26 protein-coding genes are annotated in these 16,497 nt (G+C 61.3%); 11 read left to right on the top strand and 15 right to left on the bottom strand.

All coding sequences use genetic code 11. From position 1 onward, the window contains the following. Positions 1 to 803: SulP family inorganic anion transporter (locus B7Y49_RS00835; RefSeq protein ID WP_374125665.1), on the bottom strand; the 803-nt coding region annotated here is incomplete at its 3' end. Positions 804 to 1,002: 199 nt separating this feature from the next. Between B7Y49_RS00835 and B7Y49_RS00840 the strand changes: the two genes are divergently transcribed. Continuing rightward, positions 1,003 to 1,542: a J domain-containing protein gene (locus B7Y49_RS00840; protein WP_374125666.1), complete on the top strand. Its 540-nt coding sequence runs from the start codon at positions 1,003 to 1,005 to the stop codon at positions 1,540 to 1,542. Beyond that, positions 1,524 to 1,868: a hypothetical protein gene (locus B7Y49_RS00845; RefSeq protein WP_374125667.1), complete on the top strand. Its 345-nt coding sequence runs from the start codon at positions 1,524 to 1,526 to the stop codon at positions 1,866 to 1,868. Before B7Y49_RS00840 ends, B7Y49_RS00845 begins: the two co-directional genes overlap by 19 nt. Here B7Y49_RS00845 and B7Y49_RS00850 read toward each other — a convergent pair. The 10 genes from B7Y49_RS00850 to B7Y49_RS00895 all read right to left on the bottom strand — a co-directional run bounded on the left by B7Y49_RS00850 (position 1,853) and on the right by B7Y49_RS00895 (position 5,316). After that, a complete protein-coding gene (locus B7Y49_RS00850; protein WP_374125668.1) occupies positions 1,853 to 2,263 on the bottom strand; it encodes a SufE family protein in 411 nt (136 codons plus the stop codon). The genes B7Y49_RS00845 and B7Y49_RS00850 overlap by 16 nt on opposite strands. Before the next feature lie 25 nt (positions 2,264 to 2,288). Continuing rightward, positions 2,289 to 2,534 carry a hypothetical protein gene (locus B7Y49_RS00855; protein ID WP_374125669.1) on the bottom strand — a complete coding sequence of 82 codons (246 nt, stop codon included), beginning with the start codon at positions 2,532 to 2,534 and terminating at the stop codon, positions 2,289 to 2,291. A gap of 8 nt (positions 2,535 to 2,542) precedes the next feature. After that, positions 2,543 to 2,758 (bottom strand): hypothetical protein, encoded by a 216-nt coding sequence (locus B7Y49_RS00860; protein ID WP_374125670.1) that lies wholly within the window; start codon positions 2,756 to 2,758, stop codon positions 2,543 to 2,545. A 28-nt stretch (positions 2,759 to 2,786) separates the two neighbouring features. Then, positions 2,787 to 3,053 carry a hypothetical protein gene (locus B7Y49_RS00865; RefSeq protein ID WP_374125671.1) on the bottom strand — a complete coding sequence of 89 codons (267 nt, stop codon included), beginning with the start codon at positions 3,051 to 3,053 and terminating at the stop codon, positions 2,787 to 2,789. A gap of 10 nt (positions 3,054 to 3,063) precedes the next feature. Continuing rightward, positions 3,064 to 3,375 (bottom strand): hypothetical protein, encoded by a 312-nt coding sequence (locus B7Y49_RS00870; RefSeq protein ID WP_374125799.1) that lies wholly within the window; start codon positions 3,373 to 3,375, stop codon positions 3,064 to 3,066. A 23-nt stretch (positions 3,376 to 3,398) separates the two neighbouring features. Beyond that, positions 3,399 to 3,692: a hypothetical protein gene (locus tag B7Y49_RS00875; protein ID WP_374125672.1), complete on the bottom strand. Its 294-nt coding sequence runs from the start codon at positions 3,690 to 3,692 to the stop codon at positions 3,399 to 3,401. Positions 3,693 to 3,725: 33 nt separating this feature from the next. Beyond that, positions 3,726 to 4,103, bottom strand: coding sequence for an envelope stress response membrane protein PspC (gene pspC / locus B7Y49_RS00880; protein ID WP_374125673.1), 378 nt, complete (start codon positions 4,101 to 4,103; stop codon positions 3,726 to 3,728). A gap of 1 nt (position 4,104) precedes the next feature. Continuing rightward, positions 4,105 to 4,377, bottom strand: a complete 273-nt coding sequence (gene pspB, locus B7Y49_RS00885; protein ID WP_374125674.1) for a phage shock protein B — start codon at positions 4,375 to 4,377, stop codon at positions 4,105 to 4,107. A gap of 1 nt (position 4,378) precedes the next feature. Continuing rightward, complete coding sequence (pspA, locus tag B7Y49_RS00890; protein WP_374125675.1) at positions 4,379 to 5,047, bottom strand: phage shock protein PspA; 669 nt, start codon at positions 5,045 to 5,047, stop codon at positions 4,379 to 4,381. A gap of 110 nt (positions 5,048 to 5,157) precedes the next feature. Next, positions 5,158 to 5,316 carry a hypothetical protein gene (locus tag B7Y49_RS00895; RefSeq protein ID WP_374125676.1) on the bottom strand — a complete coding sequence of 53 codons (159 nt, stop codon included), beginning with the start codon at positions 5,314 to 5,316 and terminating at the stop codon, positions 5,158 to 5,160. A 176-nt stretch (positions 5,317 to 5,492) separates the two neighbouring features. Between B7Y49_RS00895 and pspF the strand changes: the two genes are divergently transcribed. After that, positions 5,493 to 6,536 carry a phage shock protein operon transcriptional activator gene (gene pspF, locus B7Y49_RS00900; protein WP_374125677.1) on the top strand — a complete coding sequence of 348 codons (1,044 nt, stop codon included), beginning with the start codon at positions 5,493 to 5,495 and terminating at the stop codon, positions 6,534 to 6,536. Between the two features lie 108 nt (positions 6,537 to 6,644). Continuing rightward, positions 6,645 to 7,265: a superoxide dismutase gene (locus B7Y49_RS00905; protein WP_374125678.1), complete on the top strand. Its 621-nt coding sequence runs from the start codon at positions 6,645 to 6,647 to the stop codon at positions 7,263 to 7,265. A gap of 47 nt (positions 7,266 to 7,312) precedes the next feature. Here B7Y49_RS00905 and B7Y49_RS00910 read toward each other — a convergent pair whose 3' ends face one another. The 4 genes from B7Y49_RS00910 to B7Y49_RS00925 are packed head-to-tail and all read right to left on the bottom strand — an operon-like array spanning position 7,313 to position 11,802. After that, on the bottom strand, positions 7,313 to 7,936 hold the full coding sequence (locus B7Y49_RS00910; RefSeq protein ID WP_374125679.1) for an inner membrane-spanning protein YciB: 624 nt from the start codon (positions 7,934 to 7,936) through the stop codon (positions 7,313 to 7,315). Then, positions 7,929 to 8,864, bottom strand: coding sequence for a signaling recognition particle receptor family protein (ftsY, locus tag B7Y49_RS00915; RefSeq protein ID WP_374125680.1), 936 nt, complete (start codon positions 8,862 to 8,864; stop codon positions 7,929 to 7,931). The genes B7Y49_RS00910 and ftsY overlap by 8 nt, the downstream gene beginning before the upstream one ends. After that, positions 8,861 to 10,123 carry a MiaB/RimO family radical SAM methylthiotransferase gene (mtaB, locus tag B7Y49_RS00920; RefSeq protein ID WP_374125681.1) on the bottom strand — a complete coding sequence of 421 codons (1,263 nt, stop codon included), beginning with the start codon at positions 10,121 to 10,123 and terminating at the stop codon, positions 8,861 to 8,863. Before mtaB ends, ftsY begins: the two co-directional genes overlap by 4 nt. 50 nt (positions 10,124 to 10,173) lie before the next feature. Next, positions 10,174 to 11,802: a putative bifunctional diguanylate cyclase/phosphodiesterase gene (locus B7Y49_RS00925; protein WP_374125682.1), complete on the bottom strand. Its 1,629-nt coding sequence runs from the start codon at positions 11,800 to 11,802 to the stop codon at positions 10,174 to 10,176. A gap of 228 nt (positions 11,803 to 12,030) precedes the next feature. Between B7Y49_RS00925 and ffh the strand changes: the two genes are divergently transcribed. From ffh to rplS, 7 genes are read left to right on the top strand one after another with little or no spacing between them, the layout of a single operon-like run. Continuing rightward, positions 12,031 to 13,539, top strand: a complete 1,509-nt coding sequence (gene ffh, locus B7Y49_RS00930) for a signal recognition particle protein (RefSeq protein WP_374125683.1) — start codon at positions 12,031 to 12,033, stop codon at positions 13,537 to 13,539. Positions 13,540 to 13,582: 43 nt separating this feature from the next. Continuing rightward, positions 13,583 to 14,119 (top strand): 30S ribosomal protein S16, encoded by a 537-nt coding sequence (rpsP, locus tag B7Y49_RS00935; RefSeq protein WP_374125684.1) that lies wholly within the window; start codon positions 13,583 to 13,585, stop codon positions 14,117 to 14,119. Further along, entirely contained in the window at positions 14,119 to 14,595 is a 477-nt protein-coding gene (rimM, locus tag B7Y49_RS00940) for a ribosome maturation factor RimM (protein WP_374125685.1), read from the top strand. The genes rpsP and rimM overlap by 1 nt, the downstream gene beginning before the upstream one ends. Before the next feature lie 30 nt (positions 14,596 to 14,625). Then, positions 14,626 to 14,907 carry an AbrB/MazE/SpoVT family DNA-binding domain-containing protein gene (locus B7Y49_RS00945; protein WP_374125686.1) on the top strand — a complete coding sequence of 94 codons (282 nt, stop codon included), beginning with the start codon at positions 14,626 to 14,628 and terminating at the stop codon, positions 14,905 to 14,907. Beyond that, positions 14,904 to 15,281 (top strand): type II toxin-antitoxin system VapC family toxin, encoded by a 378-nt coding sequence (locus tag B7Y49_RS00950; protein WP_374125687.1) that lies wholly within the window; start codon positions 14,904 to 14,906, stop codon positions 15,279 to 15,281. The genes B7Y49_RS00945 and B7Y49_RS00950 overlap by 4 nt, the downstream gene beginning before the upstream one ends. Continuing rightward, the gene (gene trmD, locus B7Y49_RS00955) at positions 15,278 to 16,033 is read left to right on the top strand and encodes a tRNA (guanosine(37)-N1)-methyltransferase TrmD (RefSeq protein WP_374125688.1); all 756 of its coding nucleotides are present in this window, start codon (positions 15,278 to 15,280) and stop codon (positions 16,031 to 16,033) included. Before B7Y49_RS00950 ends, trmD begins: the two co-directional genes overlap by 4 nt. Before the next feature lies 1 nt (position 16,034). After that, positions 16,035 to 16,427, top strand: coding sequence for a 50S ribosomal protein L19 (rplS, locus tag B7Y49_RS00960; protein ID WP_374125689.1), 393 nt, complete (start codon positions 16,035 to 16,037; stop codon positions 16,425 to 16,427). Positions 16,428 to 16,497 lie beyond the last annotated feature (70 nt).

Raw genomic sequence — 16,497 nt, forward strand, 5'->3', positions numbered from 1 at the left:
GTGATCGCCGTGGTCCACAGCGCCGTGGAGCCGATCGCCGAAAAGTCAGGGAAAGTGAACAACCCAACGAAGGCGTCGAAGTCTGCGGCGATCGGCACCTGCACCAGATGTTTTGGCCCAAGCGCCCATTCAGGCTTAAACAACGCCAGCAAGGCATTGCCGACAACACCCATCACGACAACGACAAGCGGGCCGGGGAGCAGCTTGAACGGCCCCTGCTTGGGCTTAAACTTATCCCAGGCAAACAGAAAAACGGTACAGGTTATGCCGATAATGGCCGCCCCGGGGGTCAGCCGTTCGGTAAGGCTAATCCATAAGGAAGACAGCGTGTTGCCGCCGTCAGCTTCGATGAAGTTCTCGCTGCCAACAAATTCCTTTTCGAAACCAACCGCAAAGGGGATCTGTTTCAGGATCAGGATAAGGCCGATCGCCGCCAGCATCCCGGTGATCACCGATGACGGCACGAATTCGCCCAGAATACCGGCCCGCGAGATCGAGAAGGCGATTTGGAGCGCACCGGCGATCACCACCGCGGCCAGAAATACCTGATAACTTGGCAGGCTTTGAATCGCCTCAAGCACGATCACCGTCAATCCAGCTGCCGGACCGCTGACCGAGAGCGGCGAGCGCGACAGCAGGCCGACCACAATGCCGCCAACAATACCGGCTATAAGTCCGGAAAACAGTGGCGCGCCGGAAGCGAGCGCGATGCCGAGGCAAAGTGGCAAAGCCACCAGCGAAACGACAATGGAAGCAGGCACATCGGCCCGCCAGGCGGTTAACATCGAAACAGGTTTAGTCATTGGACTCCCGCGTCATCGAAGATGCATCAGCGCTGTCGACAATCGCAAACTCTATGCAATTGCCTTGCAGGACGCGGAACCCCTGAAAATGTTTCAAATGATTGCCGATCAGCAACGCTTTGCGTCTGAAGGCGATCCGCGTTCGCTATGGTATACGCCGTCATGGCATTCCGCATCAATCTTGCCTAAGTGAGCGATCATGGCACGTTCGACACGCTCTGTAGATTGGGGATTCCCGCGCTGGCGTGGCTATGGCAGCGGCCGCGAAGCCACCCAGGTGCGCCTGTGCGACCGTCATGGCTGTACCGAGCCGGGCAACTGCCCAGCCCCGAAATCGCCGAACAGCCCTGAACGCTGGTATTTCTGCCAGGTGCACGCCGGCGAGTATAATCGCGGCTGGAATTACTTCGAAGGGCTGACCGCCGAGGAGGCTGCAGCGCGTGAGGCCGAGGAAACCCGTGACACCTCAGGCTACACCGAATCCCGCCACAATAGTTGGGCAGGGCCGGGTGACGGCAGCCGATCGCGCGACGAAATGCGCGCGCTCGATTTGTTTGAGCTTGAACCCGATGCCGATTTCGAAGCCGTTCGGGTGGCGTGGCGCAAGATGGCAAAGGCCAACCATCCCGATGTTCGCCCCGGAGACAAGGATGCGGCCGCACGTTTCCAGGCGATCCAAGCCGCCTATGATGTTCTGCGCGTTGCCGAGGAAAATCGGCAATGGCGGGGACCTGCGTGAAGCATTTCGTCAAATCCAACTGGACGACCGCGCTGTTGGTTTGCGCCAAATGTTCGAAACGAATTGATGGCGGTTTCGGTAAGAAGGGCAAGCAATCGCTCGCCAAGGCGTTGCGGCAACAGCTGGGCGTCAAGCGCTTCCGCAAGAGCCCGGTCGGCGTGGTCGAGGTGAAGTGCCTGGGGGTCTGTCCGCGCGGGGCCGTTACGTTGGTCGATGCACGTGATGCCGGCAATTGGCGGTTGGTCCAGGCCGGTGCCGATCTCGCGGTGCTGGTCGACACGTTAGGGCTTGCAGACTCCAGTCCGAAAGCTCAATCGCCAGAATAGCGTGCCGCCGTTTCGCGGATTAGCCCGATCATGTTGGGGATACCCTGGGTGCGGTTGGAACTCAGCTGATTCTTCAAGTCGAACGGTGCTAGTGCGCCCTCGATATCGACCGCAGTGATCTGAGCAGGCGCCTGATCCTGCACCGTCGTCAGCACCAGCGCGATGATGCCTTTGGTGATCGCCGCATTGCTGTCGGCCAGAAAATGCAACGTGCCGTCATCGCGGCGCATCGGATAGACCCAGACCGAGGCGGAGCATCCCCGCACCAATGTGGCTTCGGTCTTCAACGCATCGGGCATTGGCTCCAGCGCGCGGCCCAGATCGATCAGCAGGCGATACCGATCATCGGCGTCGAGAAATTCATATTCTTCGTGAAGTTCGGTCAGGCTGGTCATGCCAGCCCCGCTAGCGGGATGGACCCTAGAGGTCCACCCCGGCGGCGATCGCTTCCAGCTTGCGGATGCGTTCTTTCAGATCGGCGATTTCGATGCGGGCGCTGGCGCTGGGGCCCTGTACCGCGGGCAGGGACTGGTGCTCACCGCGCATCAACTCCTGCTGCTTGAGCGAGAGCCAGCCGCGCCAGCCGGCCAGCGCCGCGAAGGTTACCATCGCCAGCCCGGCAAGCGTTGCGGTGGCGAGCGTGACATAGATAGTCGGGTCCATCATCAATGCTCCTAGCGATTGTCGCGCAGCTTCTCGATCTCACGATCGAGGCGGGCGGAGTTATCTTCATCGGTCGCGAGCCTTTCGAGCACGGCGATCCGCTCTTTCAACCTGTTCACTTCATCGCGCAGGCGGCGCGCATCGGGATCGCTGGCGAGCGACGGCGTTGAGCCGGTCGCTTCGTACCGGGCACGCAAAACCCGCGCACCCATCACCACAACCACCATCTGAACAACGGTGGTCCAGAGACTCGTTCTAGTTCAGCGGGGTATCGCGCAGTTTTTCGATCTCGTCAGCAATGTCGATGCCGCGATCAGTCGTGATCCGTTCGAGCACCCGCACCCGCTGTTCGAGCCGTTCGGTCTGAGCCGCATATTGCGCGGCCTTTTCGGCAACCAGGCTCGCTTCGTTTTCGAGCTGCTTTTCACGAAGCCGCAACCAGGGCTGAACGATCTGCTTGGAGACGATCGCCACGATCGGGATCATCAGCGCGAGTATGGGAATAAAGACACCGTAGTTCATGATGCGATCCTCAATTCGGCTTGATGCGCAACGCTTCAATCTCTGCGTGGAGACTGTGTGAACCGTCGGTGACGATCCGCTCCACATTGGCCAATCGATCCTTGATTGATCCCAGTTCGGCGCGCAGCTGGGCGTTTTCCTGGCTCAGCAGCTTGATCCGTTCGATCGATTCCTGATCGGTCTTGGGGTAGAGTGCCTGTCCCCAGTTGCCATCAAGCGGGTACCCGTTCTTGATCCGCAGCCAGGTGGTGAACATCCAGCCGACCGTCCCGATCATCGTGATGGTGACGATCAATGGCGCGATGCGCATCACTGCTTCCATCGATTCCATGTGTCAGTTCCCCCTTAGCGCAGCGCGTCGATATCGCGGGCGATGTGATCGGCGGGATCAGTGGCGATCCGTTCGAGCACCGCAATCCGCTCTTCCAGGCGACCGATCTGGCCGGTCAGCCGCTGGTTTTCGTTCGACAGCAGGTTGATGGCGCGTTCGGCTTCGGGATCGTCGAGATCCCGCGCGACCCGGCCACCGAATTCATTTTCCAGCGGATAGCCGTGCTTGGCGCGGATCCAGGTGGTGATGATCCAACCCACCGTCGATATCGCGATGATGGCGATGATGAATGTCTGACCATTACTCATTGAAATGTCCCTCCCTCTTTACCGCGGACCCGATCAGCGCAGGCTGTCGATCTCATCGGCAAGGCGCGTGTTGCGGCTGGTATAGGCGGTCTCGATATCGGCGAGCCGACGATCGATGTCGCGGAACTTTGAGCGGACGTCGCGGGTACTGCGCGCCGGATTGGAACGCACGCCCTGCCAGAATTTCTGCTCTTCAGGCGTTTCGTACAGACCGTTTGGCTTCGGATTAGCGATCCAGGCGATCACGAAATAGGCGATGATCAAGTTGCCGCTCGTCGCCAGCGTCAGCAGCACAGTGCCGATGCGGACCAGGGTAACGTCGACGCCGGTGTAATCGGCAATCCCGGAGCAGACACCCAGCCATTTGCGGTTCTGCTTGTCGAGATAGAATTTGGTGCGGCTGGCGCTCATCTCAATTCCTCCTGCTAATGTCATAATCGAGGGCTTCGGGCATGTTGGCACTGCCCAGCTTCCACTCGGGGTGATCCGCGGCGATGATCCGTTCGATCGTGTTGAGCCGATCTTCGAGCCGACGCGCGGTGTAATGCATTTCGTCGAGCAGCTTCTCGTCCTCGCCCGTCAGCGACGAGGTCTTCTTCCACTGCGTAATGTAATGGAGCACCAGCCAGGGCAGCCCGATGAACAGGATGCTGATGACGATGGCGACCGTCATGAACTCTTCCATCTCAGTTCGCCTTGCCGATACGGGCCTTCAGCGCGGCGAGATCGGCATCGACCTTCTCGCTTGACTTGAGCTCGGCGATCTCTTCCTCGAGCGTCTTGGGGGGTGCGCCCAGGCTGAGTGCATCGGCGCGGCCTTCGGCGAAATCGACCCGACGTTCCATAACTTCGAAGCGCGAGAACGCATCCTGCACCTTGGGGCCGGCATAGGCTTCGCGCATCTTCACCCGGTTGTGCGCGGATTCGAGCCGCGTCGTGATCGAGTTCTGGCGGGTGCGTGCCTCGCGCAGCTTGTTCTGCAGCTTGGTGATGTCCTCTTCAGCGCTACGCAGCGTATCATCGAGCACACCGATTTCGGCGCTCAGCTGATCCGCCATATCGACGGCCTTCTGGCGTTCCACCAACGCGGCCTTGGCCAAGTCCTCGCGATCCTTCGACAGCGCCAGTTCGGCCTTTTCGGTCCAGCTGTCCTGCAGCTTTTCCAGCTTGGCGATGTGGCGACGCATCTCCTTTTGATCAGCGATCGTGCGGGCAGCGGAGGCGCGCACCTCAACCAGCGTTTCCTCCATTTCGAGGATGATCATGCGGATCATCTTCGCGGGGTCTTCGGCCTTGTCGAGCAGATCGGTGACGTTGGCGGCGATGATGTCTCGGGTTCGCGAAAAAATGCCCATCGGGGAACTCCTGACTGTTACTGAAGGAAGGTTGGATAAAGGACCGGGGTGCAGCGTGGGTGTAGTAGCACAGGGGGCGCTACACCCCGGCCAGGGGCGTCACCTATAGTTTAGGCGACGGGGGCTTCGGCAACCAGGCTCGCTGTCTGCGCCGACTGAAGCGTGGCTGGGGCAATAGCCCCCATCACGCAGGTCGCGCTGAACACAACCGCCAGCACAAGGGCGGTGAGGTTGCGAAGGGCAGCGGTCGATTGGTTGGTGGTATTCATCGTAATTCTTCCTGATCTGGTTTCTGTCTTGCTGCCCTTTCGGCAGTTGCAACCAGTACAGCAGGAAGCGTGCCAGTTTTTGAAATGGCTGATTTGCGCCATTCCTGAACCTAAGCTGTCAATCTGCGCCAATTCTCCCTTGCCAAGGTTTGGGATTTTACGCCAAGTCTTCGGTCATGGAACGAACGTCACAGGTTATCGGGCAATCGGGGGTGTTCCTGGACGTGCTGGAACGCGCGAGCCGGGCGGCGGCGCTCGATCGGCCGGTTCTGGTGATCGGCGAACGCGGCACGGGCAAGGAACTCGTGGCGGAACGCCTTCACCGGCTCAGCCCGCGCTGGGATCAGCCGCTGGTTATCATGAACTGCGCCGCGCTACCGGAAACGCTGATCGAAGCCGAATTGTTCGGGCATGAGGCGGGCGCCTTTACCGGTGCAACCAAGGCGCGGGCAGGGCGGTTCGAGGAAGCGCATGGCGGCACGCTGTTTCTCGACGAGCTCGGGACGCTGTCGATGGCCGCACAGGATCGGCTGCTCCGGGCGGTCGAATATGGTGAAGTGACTCGCATCGGCTCGTCGCGACCGATCCGCGTCGATGTCCGCATCGTCGCTGCCACCAACGAGCATTTGCCCGATAAGGTCGATCGCCATCAGTTTCGCGCAGATCTGCTTGATCGGCTGTCGTTCGAAGTCGTCACGCTTCCGCCGCTGCGGGCGCGCGCAGGTGATGTGCTGGTGCTCGCCGAGCATTTCGGCCGCCGGATGGCATCTGAGCTGGGCTGGGAGGATTGGCCCGGTTTCAGTCCGGCGGCGATCGAGGCGCTTATGACGTATCCGTGGCCGGGCAACGTCCGTGAACTGCGCAATGTGGTGGGTCGTGCGGTCTATCGATGGGAACGGCAGGGGCCGATCGACGAAATCCAGTTCGATCCTTTTCAATCACCCTATGCACCGGTGAGCGCGCCGCGCGTGCCGCAACTTTCGGCTCCCGCGCATGTCGATCTTGCTGATGCCGATGCTCATCCGGACGAACCACTCGCCGCTTGCGAGGCCGATGGCCCGTCGGATTTCAAGTCACTGGTCTCGCGTTTCGAGCATGATCTGCTCGCCAAGGCGATGGCCGAGCACCGCTTTAATCAGCGTGCCACTGCTGAGGCCTTGGGGCTCAGCTATGACCAGCTTCGCCATGCGTTGCGGCGGCACGACCTGCTGCCCGGATAGAATATGCGACGAATCGGTTGCGTAATCGCGCGGCCAGACCCAATTGAGCAGCGTTAGCGTATTCCCGGCACGCACCCTTCAGCGTGGCCCTCAACTGGAGACTATCCGATGGCTTTCGAACTTCCAGCACTGCCTTACGCCAAGGACGCCCTTGCACCCGTGATGTCCGAAGAGACGTTCGATTTTCACCACGGCAAGCATCACAAGGCCTATGTCGACAAGACCAATGGCATGCTCGTCGCGCACGGCCTCGAAAACGCGAAGCTGAGCGACGTGATCAAATACGCCAAGGACAAGGGCGAAAAGGGCCTTTTCAACAATTCGGCGCAGATCTGGAACCACACTTTCTTCTGGCATTCGCTGACGCCGAACTACGCCGCGCCGTCGGGCAAATTGGCCGAGATGATCAACGCCGAATTTGGTTCGACCGAGGCGCTGGTGAAGGCACTGGTCGCTGAATCGACCAATCACTTTGCAAGCGGCTGGGGTTGGCTGGTGCTCGATGGCGGCAAGCTGAAGGTAACGTCACTGCACGATGCCGACACGCCGGTTGCCTATGATGGCATGAAGCCGCTGCTGACGATCGACGTGTGGGAGCACGCTTATTACATCGATTACCGCAATGCGCGCCCGGGCTACCTGGAAGCGGTGACCGGCAAGATCCTCAACTGGGAATTTGCGGCCCAGAACCTCGATGGTGCAGGCGTATCGCGCGCCGATCAGGGCTGATTGGCCAAGGATGATTGGTAGGAGGCTCCGCTGTTCGCGGCGGAGCCTCAACCCTCTGGCGGAATCGGTGGCGGCGTGTCGCCCGATACCTGCATCCCGTGCTTCATCAGCATCGGTAGATTGGCGACCGCGAAGATCAGCGTCATCGGGATTACGCCCCATAATTTATAGGCGACCCAGAAATCCCAGCTGGTGTTGCGCCACACCGTTTCGTTCAGCGCCGCCTGCGCGACGAAAAACAGCGCCCAATTGATCGTCAGCTGTCGCCATCCCTTCGGGCTCAGCCCCGGATAGGCGCTCTCCAGTACATATTGCAGCAGCGGCCGACCCGTCAGCAGGCCAAAGATCAGGACGCTGGCGAACATCAGATAGATGATCGTCGGTTTGATCTTGATGAAGGTTTCATCGTGAAAATAGATCGTCAGCCCGCCGAACACGAGCACAAGCACGCCCGATAACCACAGCATCGGTGAGATATGGCCGGTCTTCCACTGCGATACCGCCATGGCGATCGCAGTTGCGGTCATGAAGGCAACCGTTGCGGCAACGACGCGGCTGATCTGTTCGCCACCCACCAGGAAGTTGACCGCGAAAAACACGATCAGCGGCCCGAAATCGATTGCCATGCGCAGCGCGGGATCAGGGGCTTTGGAAGGGGTCTGACTAGCCATTGGTCGGTCTTTCCACGCCAGCGATGATCCGTGCAACCTCATTTGCGTTGAAGGGCCGCAGATCGCCGACGCCTTCGCCAATGCCGATGGCGTGGATCGGCAGGCCGAACTGCTCGGCGGCGGCAACAAGCACGCCGCCCCGCGCCGTCCCGTCCAGCTTGGTCATCACCAGCCCGGTCACACCGGCGACCTCTTTGAAAACCTCGATTTGCGACAGGGCGTTCTGCCCGGTGGTCGCATCGAGGACCAGAATGATGTCATGCGGGGAGGCGGAATCGATCTTGCCGAGCATCCGCTTGATCTTGGCAAGCTCGTCCATCAGCTCGCGCTTGTTCTGCAGCCGCCCGGCGGTGTCGACAATCAGCGCATCGATGCCCGTGGCGGTCGCTTTCTTGACGGCGTCGAACACAATCCCCGCCGCGTCGCCACCCTGCTCGCCGCGCACGATCGGCACGCCGATCCGATCGGCCCAAGTTGCGAGCTGGCCGATCGCGGCGGCGCGGAAGGTGTCGCCCGCCGCCAGCATCACCCCGTAATCCTGTTCGGTGAATAGGTGCGCGAGCTTGGCGATCGTCGTCGTCTTGCCCGATCCGTTGACCCCAATAACGAGGATGACGTGGGGTCGGGGGAACGCGCTGATCTCGATCGGGCGAGCGACCTTTTCGAGGACCTTCTCGATCTCCTCCGCCACAATCAGGCGGATGCCGAGCTCCTCCATGTTCCGTTCGAACGCTCCATCGGCCAACCGAGCGCGAATGCGCGCGGCCGTAGCAGGGCCAAGGTCCGACGCGATCAGCGCCTCTTCGATCTCGTCGAGAGTCGCATTATCAAGCCGCGCCGTGCCGAGCCCAGCCAGATTGCCGATCAGCCGGTCCGATGTGCGCTTGAAGCCGCCGAGCAGCTTTTCATGCCAGGCCGGGGTGCTCATGCCGCTACCCCGATCAGGCTGGCGGTATCGATGCCGGTCACGGTCATGGGGATGATGTCTCCAACACGGTGGGCGAGCCGATCGCCATTTTTCACCCGCAGCTCAGCAAAATTAGGGGCGTGGCCGCGATCGCCGGGTCGTTCAACCAGCATCGGCTGAACCGTGCCGACCAGCGACTCCAGCCAACGCTGGCGCCGCGCCGCCGCCCGCGCACGAAGCTGCGCCGCTCGGTATTTGCGAGTCTCGGCTGGCACTTGCGGCATGCGCGCTGCCGGCGTGCCTTCACGCGGCGAGTAGGGAAAGATGTGCGCGTGGACGATGTCGCAATCGTCGATCAGCGCGGTCGTGTTGGCAAACATGGTGTCAGTCTCGGTTGGGAAGCCTGCGATCAGATCGGCACCGATCGCAATATCGGGCCGTGCGCGCTTGAGCCGCTCGACAATCCGCACCGCGTCGGCGCGATTATGGCGACGGCGCATTCGCTTCAGCACCATGTCATCACCAGCCTGGAGCGAAAGGTGAAGGTGCGGCATGATCCGCACCTCCCCCGTGATGAGATCGAATAGCCGGTCGTCAATCTCGATCGAATCGAGCGACGACAGCCGCAGGCGTTCGAGCCGCGGCACCTCCGCCAGAATTTGCTCCACCAGCACCGCCAGCGTCGGCGAGCCTGGCAGATCGGGCCCGTAGCTCGTCAGATCGACCCCGGTGAGCACCACTTCCCGGTACCCGCGTTCGACCAGCCCGGCGATCCGCTCAACCACTGCATGCATAGGCACCGACCGACTGTTTCCCCGGCCATAGGGGATGATGCAAAAGGTACAGCGATGATCGCAGCCATTCTGCACCTCCACAAACGCGCGCGCATGGGAATCGAAGCTGGTTGCCAGATGCGGCGCGGTGGCGCGCACCGCCATGATGTCGCTCACGATCACCTTGTCGAGCGACTGCCAAGCGGCCGGATCAAGCTTTTCCGCATTGCCGATTACACGGGCGACCTCGGGCATCGCCGCAAAGCCCTGTGGATCGATCTGCGCCGCACAGCCGGTGACAATGATGTCGATCCCCGGCCGTGCTCGCGCCGCCCGCCGGATGGCGGCGCGTGTTTCGCTAACGGCGTTGTTCGTCACCGCGCAGCTGTTGATGATCACGATATCGCGCTCAGCGTTGATCGAGCGGATCGTCTCGCTCTCCGCCAGGTTCAAGCGGCAGCCAAGGCTGATGATTTCGGGGGCAGGGGCACAAAGGGGGGCAGGCATCGCCGTCGATCTAGGCACGCCGTGGAGCGAAGTCCACCTTGCGGCCCAGCTCAGCCCGCTTGGCGGGTTTCCTCCGGATCGGCACTCGGCGCCGATTTGGTGATCGACGGGCGGAGCAGGCGCTTCTCAGCAAGCAATGTGCGCGCATTGCCAACACTCAACGGGCGGCCATAAAGATAACCCTGTCCCTTGCTGCACCCCATCGCGCGCAACCGTTCCTCGATCGCGCTATCCTCAATCCCTTCAGCGGTGATCGGCAGGTTCAGGCTTTCGCCCAGCCGGACGATCGCATTGACGATCGCAGCACTTTCAGCGTTCACATTCACCGAACCGACAAAGCTGCAATCGATTTTGATCCGATCGAACGGCACCGCCCGCAAATGCGCGAGTGAGCTGTACCCTGTGCCGAAATCGTCGAGCGCAATACGGATGCCCTGATTTTTCAAGCTGCCAACAATCGACTGCGCGAGCGCCAGATTCTCGAACAGCGCCACCTCAGTAATCTCCAGTTCGAGCCGACTGGCGGGAAAGCCCGTTTCGGTGAGCACCTTCAATATCTTTTGCGCGAGCCACGGATCCTTCAGCTGGAGGGGCGAAATATTGACCGAAAGTGTCAGGCCCGCTTCCCAATCCCTTGCCGCCATGAACGCTTGCCGCATAACCGAGAGCGACAGATCGCTGATCAGACCGGTGTCCTCGGCAATCGAGATGAACTTTTCGGGCGCGATCAACCCGCGGATCGGGTGTTCCCAGCGTGCCAGCACTTCGAAGCCAAACAGACGACCGGTAGTGAGGTCAATCTGCTGTTCGAAATAGGGAACGATCTCCTGCCGCGGGATCGCGGTGCGCAGCCCCACCTCAAGCTCGTTGCGCGCTTTCAGCTCGCGCTCCATCGATTGATCGAACCAGGCAAAGCGGTTGCGGCCCGCATTTTTAGCGGCGTACATCGCGATATCGGCGCTGCGCATCAGCGCATCAATGCTGGCGCATCCGCTATCGGACCGGGCAATGCCGATCGACGCGCTGACATGCAGCTGCAGCCCGTCAGACACAAAAGGCTGGGCAATCCGCGATACCAGTTTTTCGGCGATGCGCTCGACGGTATCGGGATGCGCAGGATCGAACATGAAGGCGCATGCAAATTCATCGCCGCCCAGTCGCGCCGTCAGGGAGACCGAGGGCATGGCATGGGCAATTTCTTCGGCGACCAAGCGCAACAGGCCGTCGCCAGTGGCATGGCCGTGCATGTCGTTAATGGTCTTGAAGTGATCGAGGTCGATCATCAGCAACGCCAGCGCTTTTTGGCGGCGAGTCGCCTGCGCGATCAGGGCGGCGCCATCTTCGGAAAGCGAACGGCGATTAAGGAAGCCGGTCAACGGATCACGCGCCGCCAGGAGTTGTGCGCGCTCCTCCGCCGCCGCCCGCACTTCGACTTCGCGCTGCAAGTCAGTGTGGCGCCGCCACCCGAACAGGATCAGCGCCACGTTAAGCAACAGCGCGATAACCAGCGTCCGATCCGTCGGATCACCATCAGCGATATAATAGCGCACCGCACTGGACAGCACCGAGCTGCCGGTGCCCACAAAAAGCAGGATCGCCGCGATTGTAATCGCACCGCTCAACATATCCCGCCGCGCGCCATTCGCTCGGGGCGTAGGATCGGTCTGTTCTGGTGCCATGCGCGCATGCCCCGACATTTTCATGGGACAGGTTATGGCGTGCGAGCGTATAGATGGGCTTAAATCATATGGTTGCGAAAGGATGTCGATTGGGATAGGGCAGCGCCAATCGCATCCTTTCAGGACGCAATAGGAGCATGCCCAAGGGCATAAGCTGGCCGACGAGGTTTCGTCCGCCAGCTTCTTTTGCGTTTATGGCGGGCCCGCGATCGGCAACGGAGTTTGGTGATGTTCGACAGTCTCAGCGAACGGCTTGGCGGCGTATTCGACCGCCTTCGGGGGCGCGGCGCGCTGACCGAGGCAGACGTGCGCGCCGCGATGCGCGAAGTGCGTGTAGCGCTGCTTGAGGCAGACGTGGCGCTGCCGGTCGCCCGCGATTTCGTTGACAAGGTTACCGAAAAGGCAGTCGGTCAGAATGTGCTGCGCTCGGTTACGCCGGGGCAACAGGTCGTCAAGATCGTCAATGATGCACTGACCGAAATGCTCGGCGCTGACGAGAGCGAGCTGGCTCTCGGGGTTACCCCGCCGGCGATCATCATGATGGTCGGGCTGCAGGGATCGGGCAAAACGACCACGACGGCCAAGATCGCGCGCCGGCTCACCAAGCGTGACGGCAAAAAGGTGTTAATGGCGTCGCTCGACGTCAATCGTCCGGCCGCACAGGAGCAGCTGGCGACGCTCGGGACGCAGACCGAGGTGGCGACGCTACCGATCATCGCGGGCCAGCGCCCGGTTGAGATCGCCCGGCGTGCACTTCAGGCTGCCAAGCTGCAGGGCTATGACGTGCTGATGCTCGACACGGCGGGCCGGCTGCATGTCGATCAGGCCCTGATGGACGAGATGCAGGAGATCGCCAAGGTCGCGACGCCGAACGAAATCCTGCTCGTCGTCGATGCGCTGACCGGGCAGGACGCGGTTAACGTCGCGCAGAATTTCTCTGATCAGGTGCCGCTTACTGGTGTCGTCCTGACCCGGATGGACGGCGATGCGCGCGGCGGTGCTGCGCTGTCGATGCGTGCGGTGACGGGCAAGCCGATCAAATTTGCCGGTACCGGCGAAAAGATGGACGCGCTTGAGGCGTTCCATCCCGGTCGGGTCGCTGGACGCATTCTCGGCATGGGCGATGTCGTCAGTCTGGTCGAACGTGCCGCCGAATCTATCCAGATCGAAGATGCCGAAAAAATGGCCGCCAAGATGGCCAAAGGGCAGTTCGACATGGACGATCTGCGCGGTCAGCTGGCGCAGATGCGCCGGATGGGCGGCCTTGGCGCACTGGCGGGCATGATTCCCGGCGCCAAAAAAGCGCAGGCTGCAATGGCCGGCGGGGCGATGGACGAACGCATTCTGGTGCGCATGGACGCGATCATCACCTCAATGACTCCCAAGGAACGCGCCAAACCGGAAATCATCAACGCCAAGCGCAAGATCCGCGTTGCCAAGGGTAGCGGCACCACGGTGCAGGACGTCAACAAGCTGCTGAAGATGCACCAGGAAATGGCCACCGCCATGAAGAAGATCAAGAAAATGGGCGGCATGAAGGGCATGATGGCGATGCTCGGCAAGGGCGGGATGGGCGGCGGCCTGGGCGGTCTCGGCAACGCCATCGGTGGCCCCGAACTCGGCGACATGCTCGGCAAGTCCAGTGGTGGTCTGCCGGGGCTTGGCGGCGGCAACCCCATGGGCGGCATGCCAAAATTGCCGCCCGGTTTCGAGAATTTCATCAACAAGAAGAAATAACGGCTTCGGCCACCAATTATCTGATCAGAAAGAAGGAAATATCATGTCTCTTAGCATTCGTTTGTCGCGTGGCGGTTCCAAGAAGCGTCCTTATTACCGCGTTGTAGTTGCCGATGCGCGCAGCCCGCGCGATGGCCGCTTCATCGAGAAGATCGGCATCTATAACCCGCTGCTCGCCAAGGATTCGCCTGAGCGGATCAAGCTCGATACCGATCGCGCCAAGCATTGGCTGAGCGTCGGCGCGCAGCCGACCGACCGCGTCGCGCGCTTCCTCGATGTGCTCGGCGTTAAGGAACGCCCCGCCCGCAACAACCCGAACAAGGGTAAGCCAGGCGAAAAGGCCACAGAACGTGCCGAAGAGCGCGCCGAAAAGCTGAAGGCAGCTGAGGAAGCCGCCGCCGAAGCAGCAGCAGCCCCCGCGCCTGAACCAGAACCCGAATTGGTCGAAGAAGTCGCCGCTGAGGAAACCCCGGTCGAAGTCGCGGCTGAACCTGTCGCCGAAGAAGCACCGGCTGCCGTCGTCGAGGAAGCCGCGCCCGAAGCCGCTGCTGAAACCGAAGAAAAGCCCGCCGACGCGTAATGCGCGCCGATCGCCCCGTCGCGCTAGCCGTCATCATCGGCGCGCACGGCGTGACGGGCGAGGTCCGCTTGAAAGTCTTCACGGACGATTTGGGCCGCTACAAAAGCTTCAATCAGGGCAGACTGACCCTGAAATCGGTGCGCCACGGCAGCAACGGTGCAATCGCGCGCATCACCGAAGTCACCGATCGGAATGCCGCGGAGGCCATGCGCGGCACCGAACTCACCGTTCCGCGCGCCGACCTGCCCGCGCTGGGTGAAGGCGAATACTACCATGCCGATCTGCTCGGCCTGCCCGCGATCTCTACCGATGGCGAGCCGCTAGGTCAGGTCGTGGCGATCGACAATTTCGGCGCGGGCGACGTGATCGAAATCGAACGCCCTGACAAGAAGCGCTTCATGGTACCGATGAATATCAACGCGGTGCCCGAATGGGATGATGCACGGATGGTCGTTGACGCGGACTATGCGGTTTAGTATATACATAACGTGTATACGGAGGCTCGCATGAGCGACGACGAATATTTGGGTAAGACATTCAAATCAGGCAATTCGGTCGCTTTGCGCCTGCCGAAGGGAATGGGCATTCCCGAAGGCACCGAGGTTCGGATGGTCAAGGAGGCCGCAATGTCATTTCGTGTCGAACCCGTCGAAGCGCCGAGGCGAACGATCGATATCAGCGGTTTCGCGGGCAAAGCGCCGTGGCTGAAATTGGCGCCCCGGGAAGACTTCGAGGAGCGGCCGAGCACAATCGCGCGGCGCGAGCGGCAGGCGCGTGGCGAGGAGTGACTCGTTATCTGATCGACGCTGACTGCGCCGTTTACGCCATGGTCGGAAGCCACCCAGCGCTGACCACCCGGATCGCTGGATGCGAACCTGGGGACATTGGCATATCCGCGATCAGTTTTGCCGAAGTTGTTGTGGGCACTGAACGCGGCAAACCTCCGCCGAGCGAGGTCGTCGATGCCTTTCTGGCCGCCATTCCCTTGCTGCCGTTCGATGTGGCGGCAGCAAGGGAATATGCGCGGCTGCCCTTCAAGCGCGCGCGGTTCGATCGACTGCTGGCGGCGCATGCTTTGAGCTTGGGCGCGACGATCGTGACCAACAACGAGGCCGATTTCGCCGATGTTCCGGGCTTGCGGGTCGAGAACTGGACGCTGTGACCGAGCAAGAATCCTTCGCCGCGACCATCCTCACCCTCTATCCAGACATGTTTCCCGGGCCGCTCGGGCAGTCGATCGCGGGGCGGGCGCTATCCGAAGGCCGCTGGTCGCTCGATACCCGCAACATCCGCAACTTCGCGACCGACAAGCACCGGACCGTCGATGACACCCCGGCAGGGGGCGGGGCAGGGATGGTGCTGCGTGCCGATGTGCTCGCCGTCGCGATCGACAGCGTTGCGGACGCCAAGGGTCAGGGGCGCCCGATCCTGGCGATGACCCCGCGCGGCGCGCCGCTCACCCAGGCGCGCGTTCGCCAGCTTGCAGCGGGGCCGGGCGCGATCATCCTGTGCGGGCGGTTCGAGGGGTTTGACGAACGGATTTTCGACGCGCGGCCGATCGAGCAGATCTCCATTGGCGATTACGTGCTGTCGGGCGGGGAGATGGGCGCGCTGGTGCTGCTTGATGCTTGCATTCGGCTGCTTCCCGGCGTAATGGGCGCGGCTTCTAGCGGAGATGACGAGAGCTTCGAAAGCGGCTTGCTCGAATACCCGCAATATACCCGACCACCGATGTGGGAAGGACGCACGATCCCCGAAGTGCTGCGATCGGGGGATCATGCGAGGGTTTCGGCATGGCGCAAGTCGATGGCCGAAACCGATACACGGCTAAGGAGGCCGGACCTTTGGGAGCGCTATGAGGGCGTTCGGGTTCAACCTCCCTCTGGCGCGCACGAACAGACGAAGGAAGAATGAGATGAATCTCATCCAGACGATCGAAGCCGAGAACATTGCCAAGTTTCTGGCGAACAAGACGATTCCTGATTTCCGCCCCGGCGATACGCTTAAGGTCGGCGTGAAGGTCGTCGAAGGCGAGCGCACCCGCGTTCAGAATTACGAAGGCGTATGCATCGCGCGTTCGAACAAGGGCATGGGCAGCAACTTCACCGTCCGCAAGATCAGCTTCGGTGAAGGCGTGGAGCGCGTTTTCCCGCTCTATTCGCCAAATATCGACAGCATCGAAGTCGTTCGTAAGGGCGTCGTTCGGCGTGCCAAGCTCTATTATCTGCGCGGCCTGCGCGGCAAGCGCGCTCGCATCGCCGAGCGCCGCGATGCCCGCCCTGAAAAGGGCACCGCTGCCGCCGAATAATCGGCCAACGCCAGCACCGATAAAGGAGCCGCGCCGATCCATTTCGGCGCGGCTTTTTATTTGGTTTGCA

The organism is Sphingomonas sp. 28-62-11, from assembly GCF_002278865.1.
GTDB lineage: Bacteria > Pseudomonadota > Alphaproteobacteria > Sphingomonadales > Sphingomonadaceae > Sphingomonas.